This is a genomic window from Novosphingobium sp. NFX11 (genome assembly GCF_057376415.1).
Window position 1 is genome coordinate 7501 of sequence record NZ_CP080385.1, and the last position, 23027, is coordinate 30527.

General features: G+C 61.4%; 21 protein-coding genes. 12 read left to right on the forward strand and 9 right to left on the reverse strand.

What is annotated here, in order from left to right:
* Positions 1 to 760 precede the first annotated feature (760 nt).
* The 3 genes from KZO24_RS17780 (at position 761) to KZO24_RS17790 (ending at position 3442) form a co-directional block, all read left to right on the forward strand.
* The gene (locus KZO24_RS17780) at positions 761 to 1957 is read left to right on the forward strand and encodes an IS256 family transposase (protein ID WP_103094720.1); all 1197 of its coding nucleotides are present in this window, start codon (positions 761 to 763) and stop codon (positions 1955 to 1957) included.
* A gap of 295 nt (positions 1958 to 2252) precedes the next feature.
* Positions 2253 to 3008: a hypothetical protein gene (locus KZO24_RS17785; RefSeq protein ID WP_486487445.1), complete on the forward strand. Its 756-nt coding sequence runs from the start codon at positions 2253 to 2255 to the stop codon at positions 3006 to 3008.
* The gene (locus tag KZO24_RS17790) at positions 2966 to 3442 is read left to right on the forward strand and encodes a hypothetical protein (protein WP_486487446.1); all 477 of its coding nucleotides are present in this window, start codon (positions 2966 to 2968) and stop codon (positions 3440 to 3442) included. The genes KZO24_RS17785 and KZO24_RS17790 overlap by 43 nt, the downstream gene beginning before the upstream one ends.
* Before the next feature lie 370 nt (positions 3443 to 3812).
* Here KZO24_RS17790 and KZO24_RS17795 read toward each other — a convergent pair whose 3' ends face one another.
* The 3 genes from KZO24_RS17795 to KZO24_RS17805 are packed head-to-tail and all read right to left on the reverse strand — an operon-like array spanning position 3813 to position 5582.
* Positions 3813 to 4259, reverse strand: a complete 447-nt coding sequence (locus KZO24_RS17795) for a carboxymuconolactone decarboxylase family protein (protein ID WP_313438045.1) — start codon at positions 4257 to 4259, stop codon at positions 3813 to 3815.
* A 46-nt stretch (positions 4260 to 4305) separates the two neighbouring features.
* Positions 4306 to 4770, reverse strand: coding sequence for a cupin domain-containing protein (locus KZO24_RS17800; protein WP_486487447.1), 465 nt, complete (start codon positions 4768 to 4770; stop codon positions 4306 to 4308).
* Between the two features lie 44 nt (positions 4771 to 4814).
* Positions 4815 to 5582 carry an SDR family oxidoreductase gene (locus tag KZO24_RS17805; protein ID WP_486487448.1) on the reverse strand — a complete coding sequence of 256 codons (768 nt, stop codon included), beginning with the start codon at positions 5580 to 5582 and terminating at the stop codon, positions 4815 to 4817.
* A 227-nt stretch (positions 5583 to 5809) separates the two neighbouring features.
* Here KZO24_RS17805 and KZO24_RS17810 point away from each other — a divergent pair, with 227 nt between their 5' ends.
* On the forward strand, positions 5810 to 6631 hold the full coding sequence (locus tag KZO24_RS17810) for a helix-turn-helix domain-containing protein (RefSeq protein WP_486487449.1): 822 nt from the start codon (positions 5810 to 5812) through the stop codon (positions 6629 to 6631).
* Positions 6632 to 6804: 173 nt separating this feature from the next.
* Here KZO24_RS17810 and KZO24_RS17815 read toward each other — a convergent pair whose 3' ends face one another.
* Positions 6805 to 7767: an oxidoreductase gene (locus KZO24_RS17815; protein ID WP_486487450.1), complete on the reverse strand. Its 963-nt coding sequence runs from the start codon at positions 7765 to 7767 to the stop codon at positions 6805 to 6807.
* 60 nt (positions 7768 to 7827) lie between these two features.
* Here KZO24_RS17815 and KZO24_RS17820 point away from each other — a divergent pair, with 60 nt between their 5' ends.
* The 3 genes from KZO24_RS17820 to KZO24_RS17830 all read left to right on the forward strand — a co-directional run bounded on the left by KZO24_RS17820 (position 7828) and on the right by KZO24_RS17830 (position 10718).
* On the forward strand, positions 7828 to 8745 hold the full coding sequence (locus tag KZO24_RS17820) for an AraC family transcriptional regulator (RefSeq protein WP_486487451.1): 918 nt from the start codon (positions 7828 to 7830) through the stop codon (positions 8743 to 8745).
* A gap of 405 nt (positions 8746 to 9150) precedes the next feature.
* Positions 9151 to 10230, forward strand: a complete 1080-nt coding sequence (locus tag KZO24_RS17825) for an IS630 family transposase (RefSeq protein WP_271182669.1) — start codon at positions 9151 to 9153, stop codon at positions 10228 to 10230.
* Positions 10231 to 10361: 131 nt separating this feature from the next.
* On the forward strand, positions 10362 to 10718 hold the full coding sequence (locus KZO24_RS17830) for a TonB-dependent receptor plug domain-containing protein (protein WP_486487452.1): 357 nt from the start codon (positions 10362 to 10364) through the stop codon (positions 10716 to 10718).
* Positions 10719 to 10798: 80 nt separating this feature from the next.
* Here the strand turns inward: KZO24_RS17830 and istB are convergent, their stop codons facing one another.
* Together istB and istA are read right to left on the reverse strand one after the other, a co-directional pair.
* Positions 10799 to 11566, reverse strand: a complete 768-nt coding sequence (gene istB / locus KZO24_RS17835; RefSeq protein ID WP_486487453.1) for an IS21-like element ISSsp5 family helper ATPase IstB — start codon at positions 11564 to 11566, stop codon at positions 10799 to 10801.
* Positions 11563 to 13056 carry an IS21 family transposase gene (gene istA / locus KZO24_RS17840; RefSeq protein ID WP_486487454.1) on the reverse strand — a complete coding sequence of 498 codons (1494 nt, stop codon included), beginning with the start codon at positions 13054 to 13056 and terminating at the stop codon, positions 11563 to 11565. The genes istB and istA overlap by 4 nt, the downstream gene beginning before the upstream one ends.
* Before the next feature lie 45 nt (positions 13057 to 13101).
* Between istA and KZO24_RS17845 the strand changes: the two genes are divergently transcribed.
* The 4 genes from KZO24_RS17845 to KZO24_RS17860 all read left to right on the forward strand — a co-directional run bounded on the left by KZO24_RS17845 (position 13102) and on the right by KZO24_RS17860 (position 17727).
* A complete protein-coding gene (locus tag KZO24_RS17845) occupies positions 13102 to 13590 on the forward strand; it encodes a hypothetical protein (RefSeq protein ID WP_486487455.1) in 489 nt (162 codons plus the stop codon).
* A gap of 203 nt (positions 13591 to 13793) precedes the next feature.
* A complete protein-coding gene (locus tag KZO24_RS17850; RefSeq protein WP_486487456.1) occupies positions 13794 to 15329 on the forward strand; it encodes an SIR2 family protein in 1536 nt (511 codons plus the stop codon).
* Positions 15329 to 15859 (forward strand): hypothetical protein, encoded by a 531-nt coding sequence (locus KZO24_RS17855; RefSeq protein ID WP_486487457.1) that lies wholly within the window; start codon positions 15329 to 15331, stop codon positions 15857 to 15859. Before KZO24_RS17850 ends, KZO24_RS17855 begins: the two co-directional genes overlap by 1 nt.
* Positions 15856 to 17727, forward strand: coding sequence for an ATP-binding protein (locus tag KZO24_RS17860; RefSeq protein WP_486487458.1), 1872 nt, complete (start codon positions 15856 to 15858; stop codon positions 17725 to 17727). The genes KZO24_RS17855 and KZO24_RS17860 overlap by 4 nt, the downstream gene beginning before the upstream one ends.
* 124 nt (positions 17728 to 17851) lie before the next feature.
* On the opposite strand, the gene KZO24_RS17865 is transcribed toward KZO24_RS17860, so the two are convergent.
* Entirely contained in the window at positions 17852 to 18196 is a 345-nt protein-coding gene (locus KZO24_RS17865) for a hypothetical protein (RefSeq protein WP_486487459.1), read from the reverse strand.
* Positions 18197 to 18405: 209 nt separating this feature from the next.
* On the opposite strand from KZO24_RS17865, the gene KZO24_RS17870 reads away from it, so the two are divergent.
* On the forward strand, positions 18406 to 19404 hold the full coding sequence (locus KZO24_RS17870; protein WP_486487460.1) for an ATP-grasp domain-containing protein: 999 nt from the start codon (positions 18406 to 18408) through the stop codon (positions 19402 to 19404).
* On the opposite strand, the gene KZO24_RS17875 is transcribed toward KZO24_RS17870, so the two are convergent.
* Positions 19401 to 19805, reverse strand: coding sequence for a DUF559 domain-containing protein (locus tag KZO24_RS17875; RefSeq protein ID WP_486487461.1), 405 nt, complete (start codon positions 19803 to 19805; stop codon positions 19401 to 19403). The genes KZO24_RS17870 and KZO24_RS17875 overlap by 4 nt on opposite strands.
* Positions 19790 to 22981, reverse strand: coding sequence for an AAA domain-containing protein (locus KZO24_RS17880; protein WP_486487462.1), 3192 nt, complete (start codon positions 22979 to 22981; stop codon positions 19790 to 19792). Before KZO24_RS17880 ends, KZO24_RS17875 begins: the two co-directional genes overlap by 16 nt.
* Positions 22982 to 23027 lie beyond the last annotated feature (46 nt).

The window sequence follows — 23027 nt, forward strand, 5'->3', positions numbered from 1 at the left end:
CCGAATCAAAGAGTCGCCTCTTTCATTTCTTTTTGGGGGCTTGCTAGATTTGCTAGCTTTGAGTTCAGGTGTATTGCCTGGCGTAGTTTTGTTGTCACGGCGCCGCTGATCCGGCTTCCCGGTTGATTTTGCAATTGGCTTTGGCCCTGGTTTAAGCGCCATGAATACTCTCCTATTTTAATTTAGATAATTAATAATATGTGAAAACTCTGTCTGAGTTCTAGCACGCAGAGGAATCGTGCAATAGAACACACGGGTGCTGACTGGAGTCAAGGCCGGATAATATTGATGCAGAACTCAAGCTCATTAAAATCGGTTGGCGGCGAGACCGACCCTTCTCGGTCGCTCAGCAAACGCTTCTCCGTTTCCAGATGCAGTCTGTCTGCTTTCCCATTTTAAACATCCAAGACTGGCTCCGTACCCACCAGAAATACTGAATGAATCCTTTTGTGGGATGCTCCTGCACTTCACAGGATTCTAGCAGTTATCCCCATTCGCATCGGCCTCCGATGCTTGTCCTTTTCTAACCTAGGGATAGACGCTTCTACCGGGCAAAATCAGGGTAGGGCATACAAATGGCTGGATCGAAGCGCGGAGCGTTTTACCATAGAATGAAACGTACGTCAGCTGCGCTATTGGCCATGGCTATTGCCAGCGGTCGTGTCCCGCGGGGTGGTGTAGGAAGGTTTCCCTGAGAGGGTGGCCACCGTCGATCTTCTGGTAGGGTTCGGATGCGAACTCGAACCTGGAGAAGAAGACGATGACCGACGACAGAATGGCCCTTGTCGAGCTAATTGAGCAAGGGGCTGATAGCGATTTGGTGCGTGAGATGCTGGCTTTCGCCGCGGAGCGCATGATGGATCTGGAGATCGAGGCGAAGACGGGCGTGCCTTGCGGATCACGCAGCCCGGAGCGGCTGAACCACCGCAACGGCTACCGCGAGCGCAGTTGGGATACGCGAGCTGGCCGGATTGATCTGGCAATCCCGAAGCTGCGCAAAGGCAGTTACTTCCCGAGCTTCTTGGAGCCACGCCGCACCGCCGAGAAGGCCTTGGCGGCAGTGATCCAGGAAGCCTACGTCCACGGCGTTTCGACCCGTTCGGTCGACGATCTGGTCAAGGCTATGGGCGCCAGCGGTGTATCAAAGAGCCAGGTCAGCCGTTTGGTTGCCGAGATAGACGAGCGGGTGAATGCCTTCCTTACGCGGCCCATTGAAGGTGAGTGGCCCTATCTATGGATCGACGCCACCTACCTCAAAGAGCGCGAGGGCGGACGGATTGTCTCGACGGCGGCGATAATCGCGGTGGGCGTCAACACCGATGGCCGGCGCGAGGTTCTGGGCGTAGCCACCGGCCCGTCGGAAGCCGAACCCTTCTGGAAAGCCTTCCTGCGCTCGCTGGCGGATCGCGGCCTGCGAGGTGTGAAGCTGGTCATCTCCGACGATCACAAAGGGCTGCGCGCCGCGGCCAGCAAGGTATTTGCCGCAACCCAGCAGCGCTGCCGGGTGCACTGGATGCGCAACGCGTTTGCCCATGCCGCGCCGAAACAACGACCCGCTGTCATTGCCATGATCAAGACCATCTTCGCGCAGGAAACGGCCGAGGCAGCGCACCAGCAGTGGGACCAAGTTGCTGATGCCCTGCGCGAGAAGTTTCCAAAGCTGGCCGACATGATGGACGCATCACGCGAAGACGTGCTCGCCTACATGGCCTTCCCCAAGGATCATTGGGCGCAGATCGCGTCCACCAACCCGCTGGAAAGAGTCAACAAGGAGATCAAGCGAAGGGCCGACGTGATCGGCATATTCCCGAATGACGCTGCCGTCGTTCGTCTCGTCGGAGCGCTCATGCTGGAGCAGAACGATGAGTGGGCGGTATCGCGCCGCTACATGACACTGGAAACTCTCGGCTCGGTGAGCCATAACCCTATTGTCAGCTTGCCAGCACTGGCCGCCTGACCTGAACCTGATCCTGCCGTAGATCGACGGTTCCTACACCACCCCGCGGGACACGACCATTGCCAGCTGCGGCGGTGGCGAAGGCGGCGGCGGATCGACTGCCCCCGCAAGTCCTAACCGCGCGCCCTCGTTCTCGTCTTCTGGACAGGCATCAGTCGCCGAAAACGCTTCGGCACATGTTTACCGCCCCACCGCAACCGACGCGGATCACGATCCTCTGTCATTTTCTATAACCGGAGGTGCGGATGCTGCATTTTTCACTCTTGGCACGCAGGGTGAACTCTATTTCAAGCAAGTGCCCAACTACGACCTCTTTGCAGACGCCAATGGCGATAACGTCTACGAAGTGACGATTGCTGCCAGCGACGGCAAGCTCAGCGCTACCCAGGCTGTGGCGATCACCGTGACGAACGAGCGCGAGGGCATCTCGGTCAAGCGTATCGCCACCGGGCTCGGAGCTACCCATGCGATCGCCAGCATTGAAGACACGCATCAGCTGGTGGTCGCGGGTAACGGCAGCCTTGTCTCCCTGATCAACGGCGCTACCGGCGCGAGTTCGACATTCCACCTGTTCACGGACGCGTCGGGCCGGTCGGTCGATGGCATGACCATCCTGGGCCTGGCCTGGGGATACACGTTCGGTCCCAACAAGAGCCTCTACGTCCTCAAAGAAAAAGGCGGCGTGGCGTCCATCGCCTGCATCCGCTGCGGAGTCTCGCTTTACAAGGACGTCGTCGTCGAAAGCGACATCGCCGCGGTGGCGGACGGTACGTCCATCGTCATGGGCCAGTATGACGGAGAGATCTTCGTGGGGATCGGCGACCAGGGGGCGCGCGTGCACAGGACAGCAGCCCGGCAGGTGGCCGTTATGGCAAGCTCTATGACTACGGGCTCGACCCCGATCCCTTCAATCCCGCCCCCAACCGCGCGGTTCCGCACTACTTCGACCCACGCCTCGTGGGACTTGGCCTGCGTGCGCCGACAGCCATCGCAAAGCTCGAACAGAACTTGTTCGGGATCGCCGATCAGGGAGAGAAATTCAGCGAAGTGACGACCGCCCCCTTGCGGTATCTGGGCATGAATTTCGGATGGCCCTATTACGACGGACAGCAGGAACGCAATGCAGGTGGTTCTGCGCTGGCAAACCTGTTCGCGCCGTCGCTCGTCTTCCCCGTCGGCACCAACCGGCGCGAAAGCAAGGGCATCGTCGGCGCACTGATATACCGAGGAAGGCTTACCGGCCTGGCCGACCGGTATGTCTTGGCCGACCGGAGTGGACATATCTGGACTATACCTTGGACAGGGCAGACCAATGTCACGCAAGGCACGCTGGAGATCCGCGATGCCGATTTTACGCCCGATGCCGGAACGATCGATCACCCGGCGGGCATGGTGCTTGATGCTTCCGGCGACCTCTACATTCTCGACTCGGACGGCGAGTTATTCCGCGTCGACGCGCCCGGGCCCTTTGTCATTCCCGCGTAGCCACACAGAAGCCAGGGGGCGGGGCGAGCTCGGAAATGAGGGCGGGCCCCGCCGGAGATGTCTTTCGTGCTTGCGTACCATGCCGTCGCGGCCGGCTATAACGACCCTTCCCGGTCATTCAGCGCCAGACTGGCGCTCTCCGACTGCAGACCGTCAGCTATAACCAGAAAGTCAGCCAAAGTAGGCTATTGCCTGGCGCAGATAGATATTCCAACCCGACCGGAATCTGTTGTGTAAGACAACATCTTGGCCGAAATTTGCGCCAATTGAGAGAAAATGGTGGAAGAGCGGCTTGCCTCCCACCATTTAACTTCTCGCGTTTCGATTAATCTCCTGTCAGTCAACACAAAGCTTGAACTGTCGCTCTGAATCAGGGCTTTGCGGCGACGGGAAGGCGAAACGGCGCGCCGAGCCGATTGAAGGCATTCATAGCGGCAATCACTAATGTAAGATCGACGAGATCCTTCGGCTCAAACACCTCCGCGACTGCTGCATAAGCCTCATCCGATGCATGGGTTTCGCTGAGGTTGGTCACTTCCTCGGCCCACGCCAGTGCGGCGCGATACTGGTCGCTGAAGAGATGAGGAACCTCGTCCCACACCGGCACCAGCACTACTTTGTCGATAGGCATGGTCTTGAGCAGATCGCGGGTATGCAGATCGATGCAGTGGGCGCAGCCGTTGATCTGAGATACGCGCAGGAACACGAGGTGGATAAGCTCTTCCGGCAGGCTGGTGCCTTTGGTGATATAGTGGTGGACGCCCATCAAGGCCTTTGCGCCGTCGGGAGCGATTTCAAACCAGTTCAGGCGGTTCATGGCATATCCTTTCTATGTCTCGGTGTCGTGATGGTGAGGGCGCGGGTCAGTTCTGCTTTGCTGGTGTCGTCAGGACGGCATCGTCGGTGTCGACGATGAAGACCGCGAGCAGCTTGGCCGGCTCGGTCTTGCTGGCGTTGGCGCTGATGTTGTGGAAGTCGCCGGGCAGTTCGGTGAAGTTCTCGCCGGTCTTGAAGGTGCGGATCTCCCCGCCATTCACCTGACTGACGACGGCTCCCTGGATGACGGTGGCATAGATGAGCGCCGAGCGCGCGTGGACATGCGATCCGTTGGAGCCGCCCGGCTGATACTCGACGAGTACGCCCTTGACGCTCTTGCCGGGGACGTCCTGGATCGCATGCTGGTAGACGAGCGTCGCCTTGACGCCCGATGGTGCGGGAGCCGTCTCCCGGGCCGCCGCGTGATCGTGGGCGTGCGCCTGCGCGTGGGCGACTGGGGTAAGTGCCGCGAAGGCGGCGGCGATGGCGAGCGTGGAAATCAGAGTTTTCATGGGACTGTCCTTTCACGAGCGGATTGTGAAGAGTTCGGGCGGCATCAGGCGGTGGGTATGGCCTGCGCGCTCATCCAGGTGGTGAGATCCTGCTTGCCCTGCCGATGGAGACCGAGCGGGACGAGCGAGAGATCGTCGACGCGGCCTCCGAAATAGTCGGCATCGGGATCCCGTTCGACGCGGCGGGCATCGCCGCGCATCTTGAGATAGCGGCCGAGAGTGAGATCGAAGGGCCTGCGGTCCGGCCCGGCGATCTCGACGATGCCGTTTCCCGGTGGCTCCAGCGCGACCGAAGCGAGGTTAGCCGCGACATCGTCGGCAGCGATCGGCTGAAACTGCGCGCCGCTCACCCTTACGACACCATCTGCGGTGTAGCCGTCGGCGATGGCGGCCAGGAATTCGAAGAACTGGGCCGAGCGCACGATGGTGTACGGCAGCCCCGAGCCTGCGGCGATACGCTCCTGGACAAGCTTGCCATCGAAATAGCCGTTGCCGGGCATGCGGTCGGCGCCGACGATGGAGAGAACCACATGGTGCTTCACACCGGCGGCGGCGGCGGCGCGGATGAGGTTCCGGCCGGAGGCGTCGAAGAAAGCGCGCACCTCGGCCGGATCGAACGACATGGCATTCGATACGTCCACGAGGATGTCGGCGCCGGCGAGCGCCTCGTCGAGCCCCAGGCCGGTGACGCTGTTGACCCCGGTGCCGGGCGAGGCCACGACGACCTCGTGCCCTGCCACTGCGAGCAGCCGGGCCAGCTTCGCACCGACAAGGCCGGTGCCGCCAATGATCGTGATCTTCTTCCTGTCCATCTTGTCCTCCTATCGGGCGCGGCATGCGCCTCCTGTGAGAAGAGATGTACGGGATTGCCCGGTTCGCTTCTGTCGCGGGGTTGCGGCGACTGTCGCCAGATTGCGGTTGATGCGGAACGGCGATCGGATAGTGTCGGGCGACACGCCGAGGATGAACGATGGCCGCTTCCCCGTCCGAGACAGCGAATGCTCCGTCAGCAGGCGAACGCGCGTCCACACGCGCAGAGATGGAGCATATCCTCGATACGCCGCCGGTGCTGGCCGAGCAGGATCTGCGCGGCGGCACCCGGCTCTCCCGGCCCTGGACCCATGGCGCGCTCCACGCGGCCCTTCCGGGCCTAGATACCCACGTTGTCATGACGTACTACGGCACTGCCCAGCAGGCGACCTGGCGGCAGGGCAGCAAGCGCGTGGAATCGCGCACGCGCCGAGGATCGATCACCCTCATTCCGGAGGGCGAGGACGGGCGCTGGGATGTCGAAGGGCCGATCGAGGTTTCGCACGTTTACCTGCCGGATTGGCGGCTTCAGTCGGCGGCGGAAGCGATGGCGGTGCCACACCGCGTCGAACTGATCGGCCGGAACTGCTTCGATGATCCGACGTCGGCGCAGATCATGGCGATCCTCGGCAAGGAAGCAGCCTCGTCCGATGCCGGGGCCTCGCTGTTCGTGGAGCAAGCGGTGGATCTTCTGTGCACCCAGCTGATCCGCGCGCACTCCAGCTTCGGCGCCGCACAGGCTGTCGCACCGCGACGGGGTTTGGCGGATTGGCAGGTCCGGCGGATCAACGATTACATGATCGCCCATCTCGACCACGCGATCAGCCTCGACGAACTAGCCGGGATCGTCGAACTGAGCCGCTTCCATTTTGCCACCTCGTTCCGGCTGGCGACCGGCATGACGCCGCATGAATGGCTCACGTCCTTGCGCATGAACCGCGCCCGGGAGCTGCTGGCCCACACCGAGTTACCGATCATCGCGATCGCGCTCGAGGTGGGGTTTGAGACCCCTCGGCGTTTAGCGCCAGCTTCCGCAAGTCCGCCAAGATGACACCCAGCGCCTACCGCCGCGAGACGCCGACAAGATGATCGCGACGCGCGGCCCACGGCGAGAACGAGCCGTGGAAACGTGCGCAGCGAGCATGAGGAACAGACGATGCTGGCGTGAGATCCGCCCCGCGCCGGACGGCTCTTCCATTCTTTCGTGCATCTTTTTGCGATGATCTAGATGGAACACCCCGTCCATCGCGAGGAGACTGACCAGAGACGCTCAGCGGCTTCATCGTCGATAGCCCAAGGCGCCACGCCTTTGCGCCCGGTTTCTCCGGCATTGATGCCGGCGATGTCGCAATCCTCGCAATAGACGCCGCCCATGCCCTCAAGAAGCGGGCTCGTAGCGCACCAAAGGGCCGTTGCCGCGCCTTGCTCGACGGTCTTTATGCCGCGCGCAGGGTCGATGATCGGCATGCCTTGCGCGTCGAATGCGTCGAACCCTGCCATTTCCTCTTTCGAGAGATGCCGTGCCAGATCGGTTATGATCTGTCCGGGGTGCAGCGAGAAGGCGCGAACTCCCTGCTCCTCGCCCCTCTGGTCCAGAGCACGGGCGAACAGGACGTTAGCCGTCTTGGACTGTCCGTAGGCTGCCCATTTGTCATAGGCGCGGCGTTCGAAATCGATGTCCTCGAAATCGACACCCGCAATCTGGTGTCCGCGCGAGGATACGGCAACGACGCGGGCACCCTCGCGCGCCAAGGCCGGCCAGAGATGGCAGGTAAGTCGGAAATGGCCGAGATGGTTTGTCGCGAACTGCGCCTCACGGCCGGCCGCGTCGCGCCGCAAGGGTGTGGCCATGATGCCTGCGCTGTTGATCAGCAGGTGAAGCGGCTGCCTGCGAGCGATGAAGGCACTGGCAAAATCGGCAACCGATGCTGCGTCGATCAGGTCCATGGGCGCGATTTCCACCCGCTCGATACCCGCGAGCGCGGCTTCGGCCCGTTCAAGGTCGCGCGCAGGCACGATCACCTCTGCGCCCGCACTGCAGAGCGCTTTTGTCGTAACAAGGCCGAGGCCGGAATAGCCGCCGGTGACAATGGCGGTGCGGCCGGAAAGGTCGAGGCCGGCGATTACATCGCCAGCGGTGGAGGCGGCGCCGAAGGGCGATCCGATGGGTTCTTGCAAGCTCGTCATGAGCCAATTTCTGAAGTAAGGCGATCGGATGATCGACCCTCATTCATCCGAAATTATGTCGTGATCGTCCAAGAAGCGCCGGCAGACCCCTTGTCCGATGTGCTTGGTCTCGTGCAAGCGAGTGCGGCATGCACCGTCTGCTTCACCGCTGGCGGAGCCTGGGCGCTGCGGTTTTCGCCCACGCAGGTCAAGTTCAACGTCATCCGCTCCGGGTCCTGCTGGATCCTGGCCGAAGGCTCCGCCCTGCGGTTGTCGGCCGGCGATTGCTTCATGGTCGCGGGCACACCCTTCGTGCTGGCCAGCGATCCAACATTGCAGCCGATCGATGCATCGTTGGTGTTCGAAGATGATGCCACTCGTGGGCAGGTAGGAGCGGCTGCGGAAACCGAAATCCTCGGCGGTAGCGTGAGCTTCGACGACGCCCAGGCGGACTTGCTGCTGCCGCTGCTGCCTGGCCTGTTGCTGATCGATGCCGAGCAGGTCTCCGCAACGCCGATGGGTTGGTTGATCGCCCAACTCGACGCCGAGTGGCGAAGCAATCTGCCCGGCGCGCGAGCCGCGTGTGACGACATGATCCGCCTGCTCTTCGTGCAGGCCCTTCGCAGGCAACTCGGTGCCAGGACGGAAATCCCCAGCTGGCTCGGCGGCCTGTCGGATCCTCCGGTCGCAAGGGCACTGCATGCGATCCATGCCAATCCGGCACGCCATTGGCGGCTCGACGAACTCGCCTCGCTCGCCGGCCTGTCACGATCGTCCTTTGCCGAGCGGTTCGCGCGCCGCGTAGGCATGCCGCCGGTCAGCTATGCCACCAATTGGCGAATGCGGGTGGCTGCGCGCCAGCTTGCCGCAAGCACGACGACCGTCAGCGAGGTGGCAGCACAGGCAGGCTACCTCAGCGACAGCGCCTTCCATGCTGCTTTCCGCCGCGAGATCGGCCTATCGCCTAGTGCATATCGACGAAAACTTCGTCGACTATAAAGAGTAATTCATTTGCTCGCCCCTGTGATATCTCAGATTGAGATGCCTTCTGCAGGTGCAGGCTCCGTCATCCCGCATACCTCGACAAATCCGCAGGTTTGCATCGGGCGCGAAGGATGACCTCGACCAATTGTAGACGCTCAGCTGCAAATTGCTCTTCCCCAAGTGCGGCCCGTCTGCTTTCCCGGCTGTGTGATGACGATAGACGACTTCTCGGGTCCGGAAGAAGGCTGCTTAAGCTGGGAGGTAGACCAGTGCACGTTGAAGATCGGCGCGCTGCACGTTCTGGTATGGACGTACTCGGCGGGCCTTATGTCCTGCTGAATTACGTTCCTAGTGGTCAAGGTCTGACAGAAGAGTCCTGAAGTGGATTCCCGAAGCTTGCCGGTTGTGCGATGAGGGTGGATGCGCAGCGGTATCTCAATCAGCCTTTCCCCATGCGACCGAGACCGGCTCGATCGGATCATCAAGGACCGCAACTCGGCGCAGAAGCATTCATGGCGCGCCGAGATCGTGGTCCTGACGAGCGAGGGTGTCGGCACCAACGAGATCATGCGGCGAACTGGGACTTCGAAGACCTGCGTATGGCGATGGCAAGAGCGCTTCATGCAAGAAGGAGTCGAAGGACTGCTTCGCGACAAGACCCGTCCGTCGCGGATCCCGCCCTTGGCTCCCGAGGTGACCGACCGGGTCGTTGCTCGGACGCTCGAAGATCCGCCCGGCGAGACCACCCATTGGACGGCGCTGATGATGGCGAGCGAGGTTGGGATCAGCGTCAGTTCGGTGCAGCGGATCTGGCGATCTCATGGCCTGCAACCCCACCGCGTTCGCCAATTCAAGCTATCGAATGATCCGAAGTTTGTCGAAAAGCTTCGCGATGTCGTCGGGCTATATGTCTCGCCGCCCGCGCACGCGATCGTGCTGTCATTCGACGAAAAAAGCCAAATCCAAGCGCTCGATCGCTCGCAGCCTGGCCTCCCGCTCAAGAAGGGACGGGCCGGAACCATGACCCACGATTACAAGCGCAATGGCACAACCACGCTCTTTGCTGCGCTCAACGTGCTCGATGGCACCGTAATCGGCCGCAACATGCAGCGGCACCGTCATCAGGAATTCATCCGTTTTCTGAACCTGATCGAAGCACAGGTGCCCGCAGGAAAGGCGATCCACGTCATCCTCGATAACTACGCTGCCCACAAGCATCCCAAAGTGCGCGAGTGGCTCGGCCGCCACCCGCGCTTTACCTTCCACTTTACGCCAACCTCATGCTCATGGCTGAATGCCGTTGAGGGCTTCTTCGCCAAGCTGACCAACCGCCGTCTCAAACGCGGCGTCTTCCACTCGCTCATCGACCTCCAGGCGGCCATCAACCGCTTCCTTGCCGAGCACAATGAAAGCCCAAAGCCATTCGTCTGGACCGCAGACCCAGATAAGATCATCGCCGCCGTCAGGCGCGGGCATCAAGTGTTAGATTCCTCCCACTAGTTCCCAATGACTGGTGGCCGAACGGTAGCAGCGCCTTGCGATAACAACGATAATTGCCGTCCAATTTATGCGATTGACTCGCAATAGCATATCTTTATGGACCCCTCGCAACGAGTGAGGGGAATAAATTCATGCGTATCAATCGCCAGTCCATGTCGTCCGCGACGGCCGTGGCAATCTATCTGATGACGGCGCCAAGCGCGGTTGCTGCCGAGGCAGAAGCCGAGGCCACCAGCCCGCCACGCGATGACATCATCGTGACCGGACTGCGCGAGGACAAGGGGCAGAACGCGGTGACGCAGGGCGGCGCACTTGGCAGCAAGCCGTTGCTCGATACCCCGTTCTCGGTGACAGTCGTGGACCGGGACGATATCGACAGGCGCCAAGCGACCTCGATCGGGCAGATATTCATCAACGACCCTGCGGTGTTTTCCTTTGCCACGGCAGGTGTCAACGGCGGAGCAAAAGTCGGCCATGCGGCGGCGTAAAACCAGGCCATCGTGTTACATGCCGGGGGAGTGGCGAGAGGGCGTAGCCCGAGGGGCACTCCCCGGCATTGGCCTAATTTTCAGGGTCTGGTTTTGGCCTTGCGGGCCCGGCTGTGAGCGAGGCGATAACTTTCGCCATTCATCTCGAGGATGCTGACGTGATGGGTCAGGCGATCGAGGAGCGCGCCTGTGAGACGCTCGGATCCGAAGGTTTCGGTCCATTCGTCGAAGGGCAGGTTGCTGGTGATCAAGGTGGAGCCGCGTTCGTAACGTTGGGAGATCAGTTCGAACAACAGTTCGGCGCCGGTCTTGGAGAGCGGCACGAAGCCCAGTTCGTCGATGATGAGCAGCTTGTATCCGACCATCTGCTTCTGGAAGCGCAGGAGACGCCGCTCGTCACGGGCCTCCATCATCTCGCTGACCAGCGCCGCTGCGGTGGTGAAGCCCACCGACAGTCCTTTCTGGCATGCTGCCAGCCCGAGCCCCAAAGCTACGTGCGTCTTTCCGGTGCCCGATGGCCCCAGAGCGATGGCGTTCTCACGCCGATCGATCCACTCGCAGCGCGCCATCTCGAGCACCTGCATCTTGTTGAGCCTGGGGATGGCGGCGAAGTCGAAGCTGTCGAGGCTTTTGACGGCGGGGAAGCGGGCGGCCTTGATGCGCCGCTCGACCATACGACGCTCCCTGTCGATCATCTCCATCTCTACGAGCCGAGCAAGGAAGCGGATATGATCGACGCCTTCAGCGGCACATTGCCGGGCGAGCTTGTGATGCTCTCGCAGGCACGTAGGCAGCTTGAGTGCCTTGAGATGGTGAGCGAGAAGGATCTCCGGAGCCTGATCGCTCATGCGGCTTCCTGCCAGTCGGACAGCAGGCTCAGATAGGCTCTGGCAAAGGTCTTCTCGACCGTGGTGCGTGGCAGGAAGGGATAGACGTCCAGGTCCAGTCTGGGCGGTACGCGTTCGACCCGGCACAGGACGAGGTGCTTGACGGCATCGAAGCCGATGGCGCCAAGGTCGATGGCCTGTTCCACCGCCGCCTGGAGATCGGCGACGGTGAACGTTTCCAGCAGGCGCAGCACCTGTATATATTCGCGCCTGCCATGTTTGTGCATGCGCCCTTCCATCAACCGCTGCAGTGTCGTGAACGCTTCGGGCAGGTCCCACCCCTGCAAAGGGGCGGCCTGGTCGAATGCGTTGATCTTCTGCTCGATCAGAGGGAGATAGTGGAGCGGGTCGAAGATAACCTCCTCGCGGGCATAGCAACGAGGATGACGGGCGATGACCTCGCTGCGGCAGCCGATCACCACCTCATCGACATAGGCCCTGATCCAGACCTCCTGATGGCCCCAGGCCACCGGAACCGAATAATCGTTGGTCTTGTAGCGCACCAGGGATTGCGAGGAGACCCGCCCGCCGGTCTGATCGCAGGCCTCGAAGGGTGTAGCGGGCAAAGGCTGCATGGCTGCCAGATCGCGCTGCAAGCGCTCACCGATCGTCTCGCTCTCCCCGCGCACCTTGTCCTGCTGGCGCTTGCGGCATTGCTCATCCAGCCACAGGTTGAAGGCCTTCCAGGTCGGGAACTTCGGGATGGGCACCATGAAATTGCGGCGGCAGTAACCAACCAGCCCTTCCACATTGCCTTTCTCGTTCCCCTTGCCCGGGCGGGCATAGCGGTCGCGGATCACGTAATGCGACAGGAAAGCGCTGAACAGCCTGGCACGCTTGCGCGTGCCGTCTGGCAGGATCTTCGCCACAAGGCAGCGATCGTTGTCATAGACGATCGAGCGCGGCACCGCGCCGAAGAACGCGAAGGCATGAACGTGTCCGTCCACCCAGGCCTCCGCCACCGCCGCCGGATAGGCCCGCACATAGCAGGCATCACTGTGCGGCAGATCGAGGGCGAAGAAGTGGGCCTTCTGCAGGACGCCGCCGATCTCCACCAACGCTTCTCCGAAATCGGCCTGCGCATCTCCCGCAGGGTGCGCCAGCGGCACGAACATCTCCCGGCTGCGCTGCTCGCGCTCCCGGATGTAATCCTTGATGATCGTATAGCCGCCGGTGAAACCATGTTCGGTGCGCAAACGGTCGAATACCCGCTTCGCCGTATGGCGCTGCTTGCGCGGGACGCCGCGGTCACCTTCAAGCCATCCATCGATGATCGCCACAAACCCGTCTAGCTTCGGGCGCTGCGGTACAGACTGACGCCGGTAACCCGGCGGCGATGAAAACGACAGCATCTTGCGCACCGTATCGCGCGACACATTGAAACGCTTCGCCGCCGCCCGCTGGCTCATGCCATCCGCGCAAGCCAAACGGACCTGAAGATAAAGTTCCACGCTGTAGATCCCCACACCTCCCTGACTTGGCAGAAAGGCTTCAAGGTGGACGACTTTTACGCCGCCCGCAGCGGGACTATCCCGCCGCTAGCGTGGCCGAATATTGCTCCGCCGTTCTCACGCGAGCACGTGCTACCGAAAAGCCTTTACAAGCAGTTCACATTCGCGCCGTGGAACCTCTCCATCTCCTGCAAACGTTGCAACATGCAGTTCAAGAAAGACTGCATCGCGTTCGTCGTCGCGGCCTCGACGGCGGGTCCCGACGATACCGGGACCAATTACCGACTGATCCATCCAAACTTCGACAACTGGGAGCACCATCTGCTCAGGACCACGGTTCAAACAGGCGGTAACGTGCTCGTGAAATTCACTGTTCTTCCGTGGAGTTCCAAAGCTGAATACCATCATCGGTACTTCGCGCTTAAGGAACTGGAAATCGACACTTTCGATACGGCTCAGGGCATGAAACTCATAACCGGGACCATTGCTGAGGAGGTTCGTCGTCTTGCCATAAGCCATGGCCAACCGGCATAGGTCATGCTCGCGCTCATCGTATCTGTGGTTAAGATAGCTGTTCCGAAGCGAGACCATGGCCGCGATGATCGCCGCTGCGAATGCCATCGCTACAGGGATTGGCAGCTTCGCGCTGATCGAGGCCTTAATGCGCCGGCGCGCTATAAACTCCAAGCCAATGCGGCGGCAAACGTCGACGAAGGCAACTCGGGACGCAGATCGAAGTGAAGGACACCCGTCGTCTTAATCTCCCGCAACTTAGACTGGCAGGAATCGACCGTTGCGGCTTCCGCCTCATCGTCAAGGGCCGACGCGACCAGCTCGAAAAAGCCCACTTTTGCCAAATAAAAAGATCGTCGCAGTACGAGAGGATAGTGCATTGCCTCTCCCCCTCCTTCGCTAAGATACTGCCACTTGGCGATAAACATAAAGGCGGTGTGGTGGAAGCAGAGGTAAAGTCCAGGCTGCTTGCATCCATGCGCGCCGGGCGACTGGTTCTGGTTTGCGGCGCTGGACTGTCGATGGCAGATCCCAGCGGGCTGCCGCCCGCTTGGAGGGTCGCGCGGACGTGCTTCGACCGGTATCGCATGGAGATCAACCCGGACGCCGACCCAGAAATGCGCGATGACCTCGAAGTGCTGGCGCAGCATTTCGTCAACCTTAATACCCTCAAGCCGATCTTCATCGAAACTCTGGTGCCTTGGGATCAGTTTGCACGCCAGCCCAACCCTGGACATGCGGCCGTCGCCGACTTCCTCGTCACACGTACGGCTGTCGCCGCGCTGTCAGCGAACTATGACGATCTCATCGAGCGGTCCGGAAAAGACAAGGGGTTTGATTTTCGTGCATCAATCGATGGTGATCAGGCCACACAACAGTCAACGACCCAGGGCCCGCTACTTAAGTTTCACGGATGCGCAACCATTGATCGTCCCGAAACCGTCTGGGCTCCATCGCAGCTGGACACCTCGCCGCTAAAGGAGCGCATCGAGCGTAGCAAAGCCTGGATGGCGGCGAACCTGAAGCACAAGGATTTGCTTGTCGTCGGGTTCTGGAGCGACTGGGCCTATCTCAACGGTCTCCTCGGCGGCGTTCTCGACGGCCTCAATCCCGCCTCCGTTACAGTGATTGATCCCTCCCCGGCCGACGCCCTGCAAGCAAAGGCACCGGCGTTGTGGGAATTAGCCCACGGGCAGGACGTAGCTTTCTACCATATCCGGGAATCGGGTGCAGATGCTCTCGACGAGCTGCGCCGCGCCTTTTCCGAGGCGTACCTCAGGCAGGTCCTGGCTGCTGGGCAAGGCGCCTTCGAGATTATGACGGGGGCTGACTGTGATCCGTCGTGGCTCGTAGTCGATGCATTCGACTCCGAAACGCTCTATGGGCTGCGGCGGGACGCCGAAGGTATTCCTGCTACTCGGGCTGCGAAGCTTGCTAGGCCTGCAAACTGCGAAGTTCTGGGCCTGTTCCATCTGCTGCTGCGCAGGGCCGGCGCGACCCAGACGCCGCAAGGGTATGCGCTTGCAGGCCGAACGATCCGCGTAGTAAACGGTGCAGGCAAGGTCCTGAGTACTCTGAAAAGCGATTTTCCGGAACCGCCAGTGGTTCCCACGACGGATTTCGTAGTTGCACCAGGAGCGGAAGATTTCGGTATGCCGGGAGATGTCGTGCGCGAAGGACGTCCGGGCGATTTCATACGTCCCGCATCGATGGCAAAGTGGCTGAGCCTGTCTCCAGCGCGCGAGGAACTAGGAATCTGATGGATATCGCGACCCAAACCGAGATCTTCCTGCGGGAAGCCGGGTACGATACTTGGCGCTCGTCGACCGCATTGCCGCCGGTCGTCTGCTTCGAAAGCACGACCATTATCGGATTCCTTCACGTGTTCGACACCGCGGCTCGCTTGACCGAGACTTGGGAAGCCGCGCAAGCGCGTATCCTTTCACGTTACGCGGCCAGCCTGAGGCAGGCCGGAGCCAAGGCCTGGAATGTCTATTCCCTGTTCCTTACCAGTGAACGCAACCCCGATCTTCGCCGCCACGTGGAGCGCCTCGAGGAAGACTTCAGCCTGACCCGCAAGATTGCGCGCACCGACATCCAACTGCCGGAGGATCTGCGGCGGGCACTCATGCCGCTGCTGCCTGTCAAAGCTCAACCCAAACTCGCCGACGACAATGTCGAGCGTCGTCTCCGCGCACGGGCGAAGGACGTTCCCTCCGCTGCACTCGAAGGATTTCTAGCCGAGGCCACTCCCGAAGAAGTCGCCCAGATGCTGAGACTCGTCCGATGAGAATTGGCTATATCGAACTCTCCGGCTTCCGTGGTTTTCGGAATCGCCAGCGCATCGACTTCGGGGCCGGATTCACTGTCATCAGCGGTCGTAACGGTGTGGGCAAGAGTACACTTTGCGACGCCATAGAGTTCGTCCTGACCGGGGAAATCGACAAGTATCCCGTCGAGAGCGCTGCTCGTGAAACCGTCAGGGACTACATCTGGTGGCGCGGCACCGGCCCCACCCCGTCGGCGCATTATGTAACTGCGGCATTCGTTGCGGAGGATGGCAACGAATTCATCATTACCCGATCGCGCGAGAGCGGGTGCAATAGAAGCGATGGGGAAATCCTGCAGGCGCTCTGCCAGGAGGCCGTGCCCGAGGAGCCACTGCAGCGACTGGCGAAAACCAGCATTATTCGTGACGAATGGATCGCCGCTCTCAGCCTCGACCTCAGCGAGACCAAGCGCTTCGATCTCGTGCGCGCCGCGCTTGGCGCGATCGAAGGCAGCGACCTGACCGACAAGGCCAAGGCCGTCGTCGCGGCAGCGGAAATGCACTTCAACGCATGCGATGCGCGCTACGGCGACGCACGCTCACGCCTCGCGATCGCTATTGCCGACCATTCGTCTGCTACCGAGACGACCACGGACGGCGCGGAGGTTAGCACGGCACTGACGGTCCTGCGCACACTGGTGGAGACGGACGCCGAGGAGGAGCTGGGCGTGTTGCTCAACCGCGTGAAACGCGACCTTCCAGCCAGGCGCCAGCGTATCGACGCCATGGGTGATGCGGCTTTCGTTGCACATGAAGCCATCGCTGCACAGGCCGAATATCAGGCTGGATCGGCTATTCAACGACGCAAGGCGATAGCCGATCGAAAGGAGGCGGCAGACCAGCGGGACGCGCAGGCCGCGTTAGACGTCGCCGCCGCAGTGCGCGCCCACGACATCGAGGCGCGAGCGGACGAAGTCGCCAAGTCTCTCGCGTTGTTGGTCGAGCACGGTAAGAAGATCGGACTTCATGACGGCCACTGCCCGCTATGCGCATCGCCGCAAAGCGAGGGCCACTTCGAGGAGGGGATCGCTGCGGCCATGAGGCGCATCGATGACCTCTCAGCGGGCATGAACGTAGCCGCTGCGGCACTCAATTCCGCACGTTCTCGCGCGACGGAAGCCTCGGTGGAACGTGAGCAGGCGCAAGTGCACTGGGCGATGATGGTCGAAGAAGCGCGGGTGATGCGCGCCCGTGAGGAGGATGCGCACGACCGGTTTCTGCGGCTTGAAATGCCAATGGGGCTCATGAACGATTTGGAGGCGTTAGACCGGTTCGTCGTCCAGCAGCGTAATCAGATGGTCGAGATCGAGCGCGCGATAGGCTTGCTCGACGCGTCCCAGACGATCTCGCAGTTGGCCTCGTTCGAAGCGCGGGTCGCGACCTGTCGCATCGACGCCGATCGAGCTAGCGATGATCTGGCGCTGGCTGAAACGGCGCTTGCCACCGCCAAGTCGCTGGAGAAGAACGTCAAGCGATCGGCAAGTGAAATCGTCGATGAGCGACTAGCGCTGATCAGCCCGCTACTTAACGAGCTCTACCAGCGGCTGCGGCCACATTCCGACTGGCGCAATATAGAGTACAGCATCCGCGGTGACGTGAAGCGATTCCTGAGCCTCAAAGTAGGCGACGATCTCAATCCGCAGTTCGTGTTCAGCAGCGGACAACGCCGGGCCGCGGGGCTGGCCTTCTTGCTCTCGGTTCATCTCGCGCGGTCTTGGTCGCGCTGGTCGACACTTGTCCTGGACGATCCAGTGCAGCACATCGACGATTTCCGCGCCCTGCATTTGGTCGAAGTGCTCGCCGCGATCCGCCAAGGGGGCGCCAGATAATCTGCGCGGTCGAGGACGAGGCACTGGCAGACCTCCTGTGCCGCCGTCTCGTCAGCAACGGCGAGCAGAACGGCCGCCGGATCGTGATAGATATCGACGGCGTTTCGAGCGGCGATGTGGTCACTCAGGTAGACATCGCTCCGATGCCCTCGCGCACGCTCACGACGGCTACGCATAGCCTCAAGGCAATCTGAACATGGACCATGGCTGCGTGCCATAGAAGCAGGCCGACGGAATGAACACCATCAATATACGCGATATAGCTGAAGTAGGAATTTAAGCCTACACGCGCGCCTTCTTTAAAAGGCAACTCAGTTGAACCGATATGAGGTTCAGATTTCGGCTTGGAGGGAGATGCGGCCATCGAAACGAGCGTCTCCGATGTCCAGTTTTCCCGTTCCGGCTCTCCGAAGCCGACAGTCGCGAAAGTCCCATGCCCGGCCGATCGGAGACGACCCATCATTGCCATGCAGGAAATTTACGTTTCCGGGGTACAGATTGTCACCGATTTGATGAGCCTCTTATGTTTCAGGTCACTGGCGAAAAGCTGCGAATTTTACGATTATCTGTAATTTGAGAACCAATGGTCAATTGGCTAATCCAATGAGCGCGTATTATGCAAGAAGTGTTGAACAATAATTCTATGCAAAATAGATACAAAGGCTGAAAACGACTCAAATGAAGATTTGGTTGAATCAAGCATTTTCGATGCGCAATGTCGTACGCCGTATCGTGATGGATCGGCCTAACGTCGCGCTTTGCGTCAGCGCCATTGATAAGGATTCGACGGTTCGGGACGTGGCTCCGGCCTTCTGGACCGAACCCGCGCGGGGAGCCTGCGATTACACTGCTTGGTTGCTGGAAACTGCCGTGGAAAATCGGATCGATGTTCTGGTAGCCGAGCGCGGCAAACGCGATGTAAGTCAAGCGCTCGACCGATTTGCCGACAAGGGTATTGGCGTGCATATCACAGCAGGTGCGGCTATTTTGGCGCTCCTGGAAGACAAGGCTGCCTTCACCGCATCGCTTGAAGACGATACCTACGTTTGCCCTACATACGTGGCGACGACGGTTGCGGCTTTCGAAGAGGCCGTCGGCACTTTGACCCAGGATGGTGCGATCGCTTGCGTCAAGCCGGTGCGGGGTATTTACGGCGCCGGATACTGGACGCTCGATGCGGAAGATCCGCTGGCTCACCTTTCAGACCCTGACGCGCGCAGGATTGCGCCTGCGGTCTATGCGGCCTCCTTGCGCCGGGCCGAGGATCATGGTCAAGACTTTGCGCTTCTGGTCATGGAGCACCTGCCCGGGCTCGAAGCTTCCGTGGATATCGTCGCCGATCATGGTGCGGTGCTGCTCGCGGCAGTGCGGACCAAGTTATCCGCGAACCGGCAGCGGATACAGACGGACCATGACCTAATTCCCCATGCGTCGGATCTGATCCGCCGACATCTTCTGCATGGGGCCGTCAACGTGCAGTACAAGCAGGACAGCCGAGGCAACTGGCGCATTCTCGAAATCAACGCACGGGCCGCCGGCGGCGCGCCCTATTGCGACGAGGTGGGGATTCCTTTCTGCGCAACCTGGATGGACGTGATAATGGGTGTCCCAACGCCGTTCCACGGTAGGGTCGATAGCGAAATCGTCGCGGTTACTCGTGCGGAGCGCAGAATCTAGAAGGGGTCGGCCGGCACGAGCCAGGCGTAGGGTACAGGTTCCGTCTGTGCGGGTGTGCTGCGCCAGCGCCTATGCTCCGTATGACGGCTGGGCGGCAAGTCTCCCGCCTCGGGCATGATCCCGCGAGCTTCTAGCACGCCCACGAGTTCGTCGATCACGCCCTGCCGCTCGCGCACGAAGCGTGAGGCAAAGCAACGCCATACTGTCCACCCGGCACGTTCGAGCATGCGCTGGCGGGCCATGTCGTCTGGCCATTGTTCCGGACCATGGTAGCGATCGCCATCGCATTCGATGGCCAGACGATTGTCGTCGGCCCCTTCCACGACAAGATCGATCCGCTTGGTGCCGACCGGCACCTGCGTGTCCACCCGGTAGCCGCGTTCCACTAGCAGGTCGTACATCTCGGTTTCGAAGGGGATTCGCAGCGAGTGCGCCGCTGCGCCGATAGGCCATTGTCCGCGGCGAAAGGAGCGTGGAAGTGCTCCACAAGGCTACGGCGAAGCTTGTCGGAAGGACGCAGGTCTTCCAGTTCGACCGAGCGGACCAGCACCATGCGATCGCGGGCGCGCGATGCCGCGACGTTGAAGCGCTGTTCGAATGACAAGCCGGACAAAACCGAACTGCCACGCTCGGCAACCATCGAAAGGAACATGATATCGCGTTCATCGCCCTGGAAGGCGGCCGGCTCTCCGACACGAATATCATGGCGCAGCATCACTTCGGCGCCCAGAACCTGTTCTATGGCATTGAGAACCGCCATCGCCTGTTCATGTCCCAGCAGCGTCGTGACGCCAATCGACCGGCCGCGCATGGCCGGATCATCTGCTATGCGGCCAATCGCATCGACGATGCAGTCGACTTCGGGCGGATTGATCTTGCCCTTGCGATAGCCGTCCTCGACAAAAATATCGATCAGGGGCGGGTCCAGTCGCTCCGAAGCGGAAGGCAGGCGAAGCGGGACCAATTGATGCGCATAGAACTGCGCCTTCGAGTATTCGATGATCGGTCCCACGCAGCGGAAGTGCTCCTTGAGCAGGATCGCACCTCCTGCGAACACTACGGTTCCCAGATCGTAGAGCGACTTTTCCTCTCTCAGCGCCGACCGATAGTCGTCGAGCTGGCCGCCCAGATGGCGATCCGCCAACAAGTTCATCCGGGCTTCCTCACGGAAACCGGCATCGGGGCTGACCTGCCGATCGTCGCCCACGATCAGCACCTGCTTGGCGCGCAGCAGTGCGGGCAATGCTGCCAGCGTCGATTGGGAGGCTTCGTCGATCACCACCAGATCGAACAGTCCAAGCTCCGCCGGGAGTGATTCCGAGACGCGGTAATGCGGCATGATCCAGCATGGCAGGGCGTTCTTGGCGCGGTCTGCTGCCGCCCGCGCATCCTTGCGATAGCGACCGGCCCGGATCCCGGTGCCACGACCGATCTTGCGCATCGCCTGAGCGTAGGCCGCGAGTGCGGCGCGCACCTGATCGCTGGCCTTCTCTGCAAGCCGGCACCAGGTGCGCAATTCGATGGCCTGTTCATAGGCCCGCCGCAGCTGGTTTTCGTGGTCCGTTCGTTCGACGCCCAGAGCACGAAGCCGATCGTGCCGATCGACGCGCGCAAGCCAGCTTGCGAGCCGCCGCAAGGTCCAGCGCTCGCGCCAGTCGCCTGGCGTCAGCGGATCTTCGGTGCCAGTCACCGCTTCGGTTCTCAATTTGTGCGCCCATTGCGGCGCCCCGCTTTCCTCGATCAGGACCGTGCAGTGACGAATATCCGCGAAATGGGGAGCAAGAGAGCGCAGAAGCGCCGCCTCGCCAAGCGCCGCCGTCCAGCGCTGCGCCAGCACGGCCGTGTCGGTCGCTGCAAAGCCGAGCCCAGTATCAAGCGCAGAGCGCAGATCCTCGCCTACCGGGCCCTGAATACCCGCCAGCATAGTCCGCAAACTGTTGCCTTGGGTCGCTGCCGCCGCCAGCCGGGCACCCAGCAGGTGCTGGTCAGTGAGCGCGATCAGTGCATCGAGCCCGGCGGGGTCGCCTGAAATTCGCGTGGGCCAGTGGGGCAGTAACAGGCGGGCCTGTGCCTGCAGCGCTCGCTCGCGCCCGGCTATATCCTGCAGTGTGATCAAATGGTCGAGTTGCCGACGCATTGCTTGGGCGATAGCGGGACCTTCGCCCTGCGTAGGATCGAGTCCCGCCTGTACACTGACGTTGTTCCACGCAGCCGCCAGCCGCTCGGCGAGATCGAGCGCGGCGCAATAGCGCTCGACTTGGGCCCATTCGGTGGCGCCCGATGGCGCGCGTCCGGAAAGGCGCACACCGGCGACCTGAGCCTTGAGCTGCCTGGCGAACAGGTTCTGCAGGAGGCCCAACTCTTCGCCGCGGGCCAGTCCGCCAACCGCTTCGCGAAACGCGGAATCAGCCAGAACCCCTTCGGGAAGGTCCACAGGTCGGACGAGGAAATGGCGCGCTTCCGCCGCTAGAGCGGCGACTTGCGGCTCAAGTCCTGCCAAAGCCGCCAGCACCGGGTCGTCATCATCGTTGCGCCAGCGATGCAGGATGTCGCGGGACCAGGCGAAGGGCGATGCATCCGGTCCATAGAGACGGGTCTTGAGGTCGCTCGCTTGCTCGCGCAGTGCGGAAACGGCTTCGAGCGCTGCATGCGGAGCGAGCGCTTCGGAGCCGCTGGTCGCCGCCTCAATACGTTGCGCTTCGACCAAGTCGCCGTGCAGCGACACAAGGGCATGTGCATCGGGCAAAGTGTCGGGTGGCGGTGCGTGATGCAGACTGCCCAACCGATCACCTGCCGCTTTTCGGGCTGAGCGCAGGCGAATGACGGTGGCATCGTCGAATTCTGCGTCGTGCGACGGGATGACGTCGATGTCATCTGGTAACCATGCTGCAAGATCGGCACCGGCAACGAGACGCCGGGCCGCATCGACCGGCTCGATACGCTCCCCGTCGAGAACCGCAGCGGTCATCGATCCCCGGCCGATATCCTCGACCTGTCGGTCGATGGCAGCGAGTGAGCGATGGAGGCCCTCGATCTGCGTATCGAGCGCCGCGATCTCACGCGCGACTTCGGCGGGCCTGGTGCGATGCAGCCGGTCGGCGATGATGTCGACGGACTCCTGAAATTGCCGCAGCCCGTCGCGATCGCTTTCCACCAGGCTTACCGCGAGCGGGCGGACCGCCTCGGGCAGCTTCTCGCGCAGCACTTTGAGCGGCGGCGACTTCTGCGACGTCACCAGCACGCGCTTGCCCTGTGCCAGGTAGTGACTGATGATGTTGGCGATGGTGTGGGTCTTGCCGGTTCCGGGCGGCCCCTGCACAACCACGCCGGGTCGGGTCGCCATCCTCTGGATCACCTCGACCTGTTCGCGGTTGAACGGCTTGGGGAAAAACAGATCCTGACCGGAGCCGTCTGAAGAGGTTACACCGGGGATAGTCGAGACGCCGCGATAGGTGGGATAGTCGACCGCCGATGCCGCGTCGGCGGGCGGCTGCAAAAGTGCAAGCACAGCTGGCGGGAATTTCTGCGCATCTTCGATCCCTGCAATCTGGGTCCGGAAACGGCTCAGATCGTCCATGAGCTGGGTTGCTCGGCGCGTTCGCTCGATCAGATACCAGCGGTCG

Coding starts and splice junctions, on each gene's coding strand:
- KZO24_RS17860 (WP_486487458.1), top strand. CDS start 15,856: ATGAGAATTGGCTATATCGAACTCTCCGGCTTCCGTGGTTTTCGGAAT.
- KZO24_RS17880 (WP_486487462.1), bottom strand. CDS start 22,981: ATGGACGATCTGAGCCGTTTCCGGACCCAGATTGCAGGGATCGAAGAT.
- KZO24_RS17875 (WP_486487461.1), bottom strand. CDS start 19,805: ATGTACGACCTGCTAGTGGAACGCGGCTACCGGGTGGACACGCAGGTG.
- KZO24_RS17825 (WP_271182669.1), top strand. CDS start 9,151: ATGCGCAGCGGTATCTCAATCAGCCTTTCCCCATGCGACCGAGACCGG.
- KZO24_RS17795 (WP_313438045.1), bottom strand. CDS start 4,259: ATGAACCGCCTGAACTGGTTTGAAATCGCTCCCGACGGCGCAAAGGCC.
- KZO24_RS17800 (WP_486487447.1), bottom strand. CDS start 4,770: ATGAAAACTCTGATTTCCACGCTCGCCATCGCCGCCGCCTTCGCGGCA.
- KZO24_RS17855 (WP_486487457.1), top strand. CDS start 15,329: ATGGATATCGCGACCCAAACCGAGATCTTCCTGCGGGAAGCCGGGTAC.
- KZO24_RS17815 (WP_486487450.1), bottom strand. CDS start 7,767: ATGACGAGCTTGCAAGAACCCATCGGATCGCCCTTCGGCGCCGCCTCC.
- KZO24_RS17870 (WP_486487460.1), top strand. CDS start 18,406: ATGAAGATTTGGTTGAATCAAGCATTTTCGATGCGCAATGTCGTACGC.
- KZO24_RS17830 (WP_486487452.1), top strand. CDS start 10,362: ATGCGTATCAATCGCCAGTCCATGTCGTCCGCGACGGCCGTGGCAATC.
- KZO24_RS17780 (WP_103094720.1), top strand. CDS start 761: ATGACCGACGACAGAATGGCCCTTGTCGAGCTAATTGAGCAAGGGGCT.
- KZO24_RS17865 (WP_486487459.1), bottom strand. CDS start 18,196: ATGGCAATGATGGGTCGTCTCCGATCGGCCGGGCATGGGACTTTCGCG.
- KZO24_RS17805 (WP_486487448.1), bottom strand. CDS start 5,582: ATGGACAGGAAGAAGATCACGATCATTGGCGGCACCGGCCTTGTCGGT.
- istB (WP_486487453.1), bottom strand. CDS start 11,566: ATGAGCGATCAGGCTCCGGAGATCCTTCTCGCTCACCATCTCAAGGCA.
- KZO24_RS17810 (WP_486487449.1), top strand. CDS start 5,810: ATGGAGCATATCCTCGATACGCCGCCGGTGCTGGCCGAGCAGGATCTG.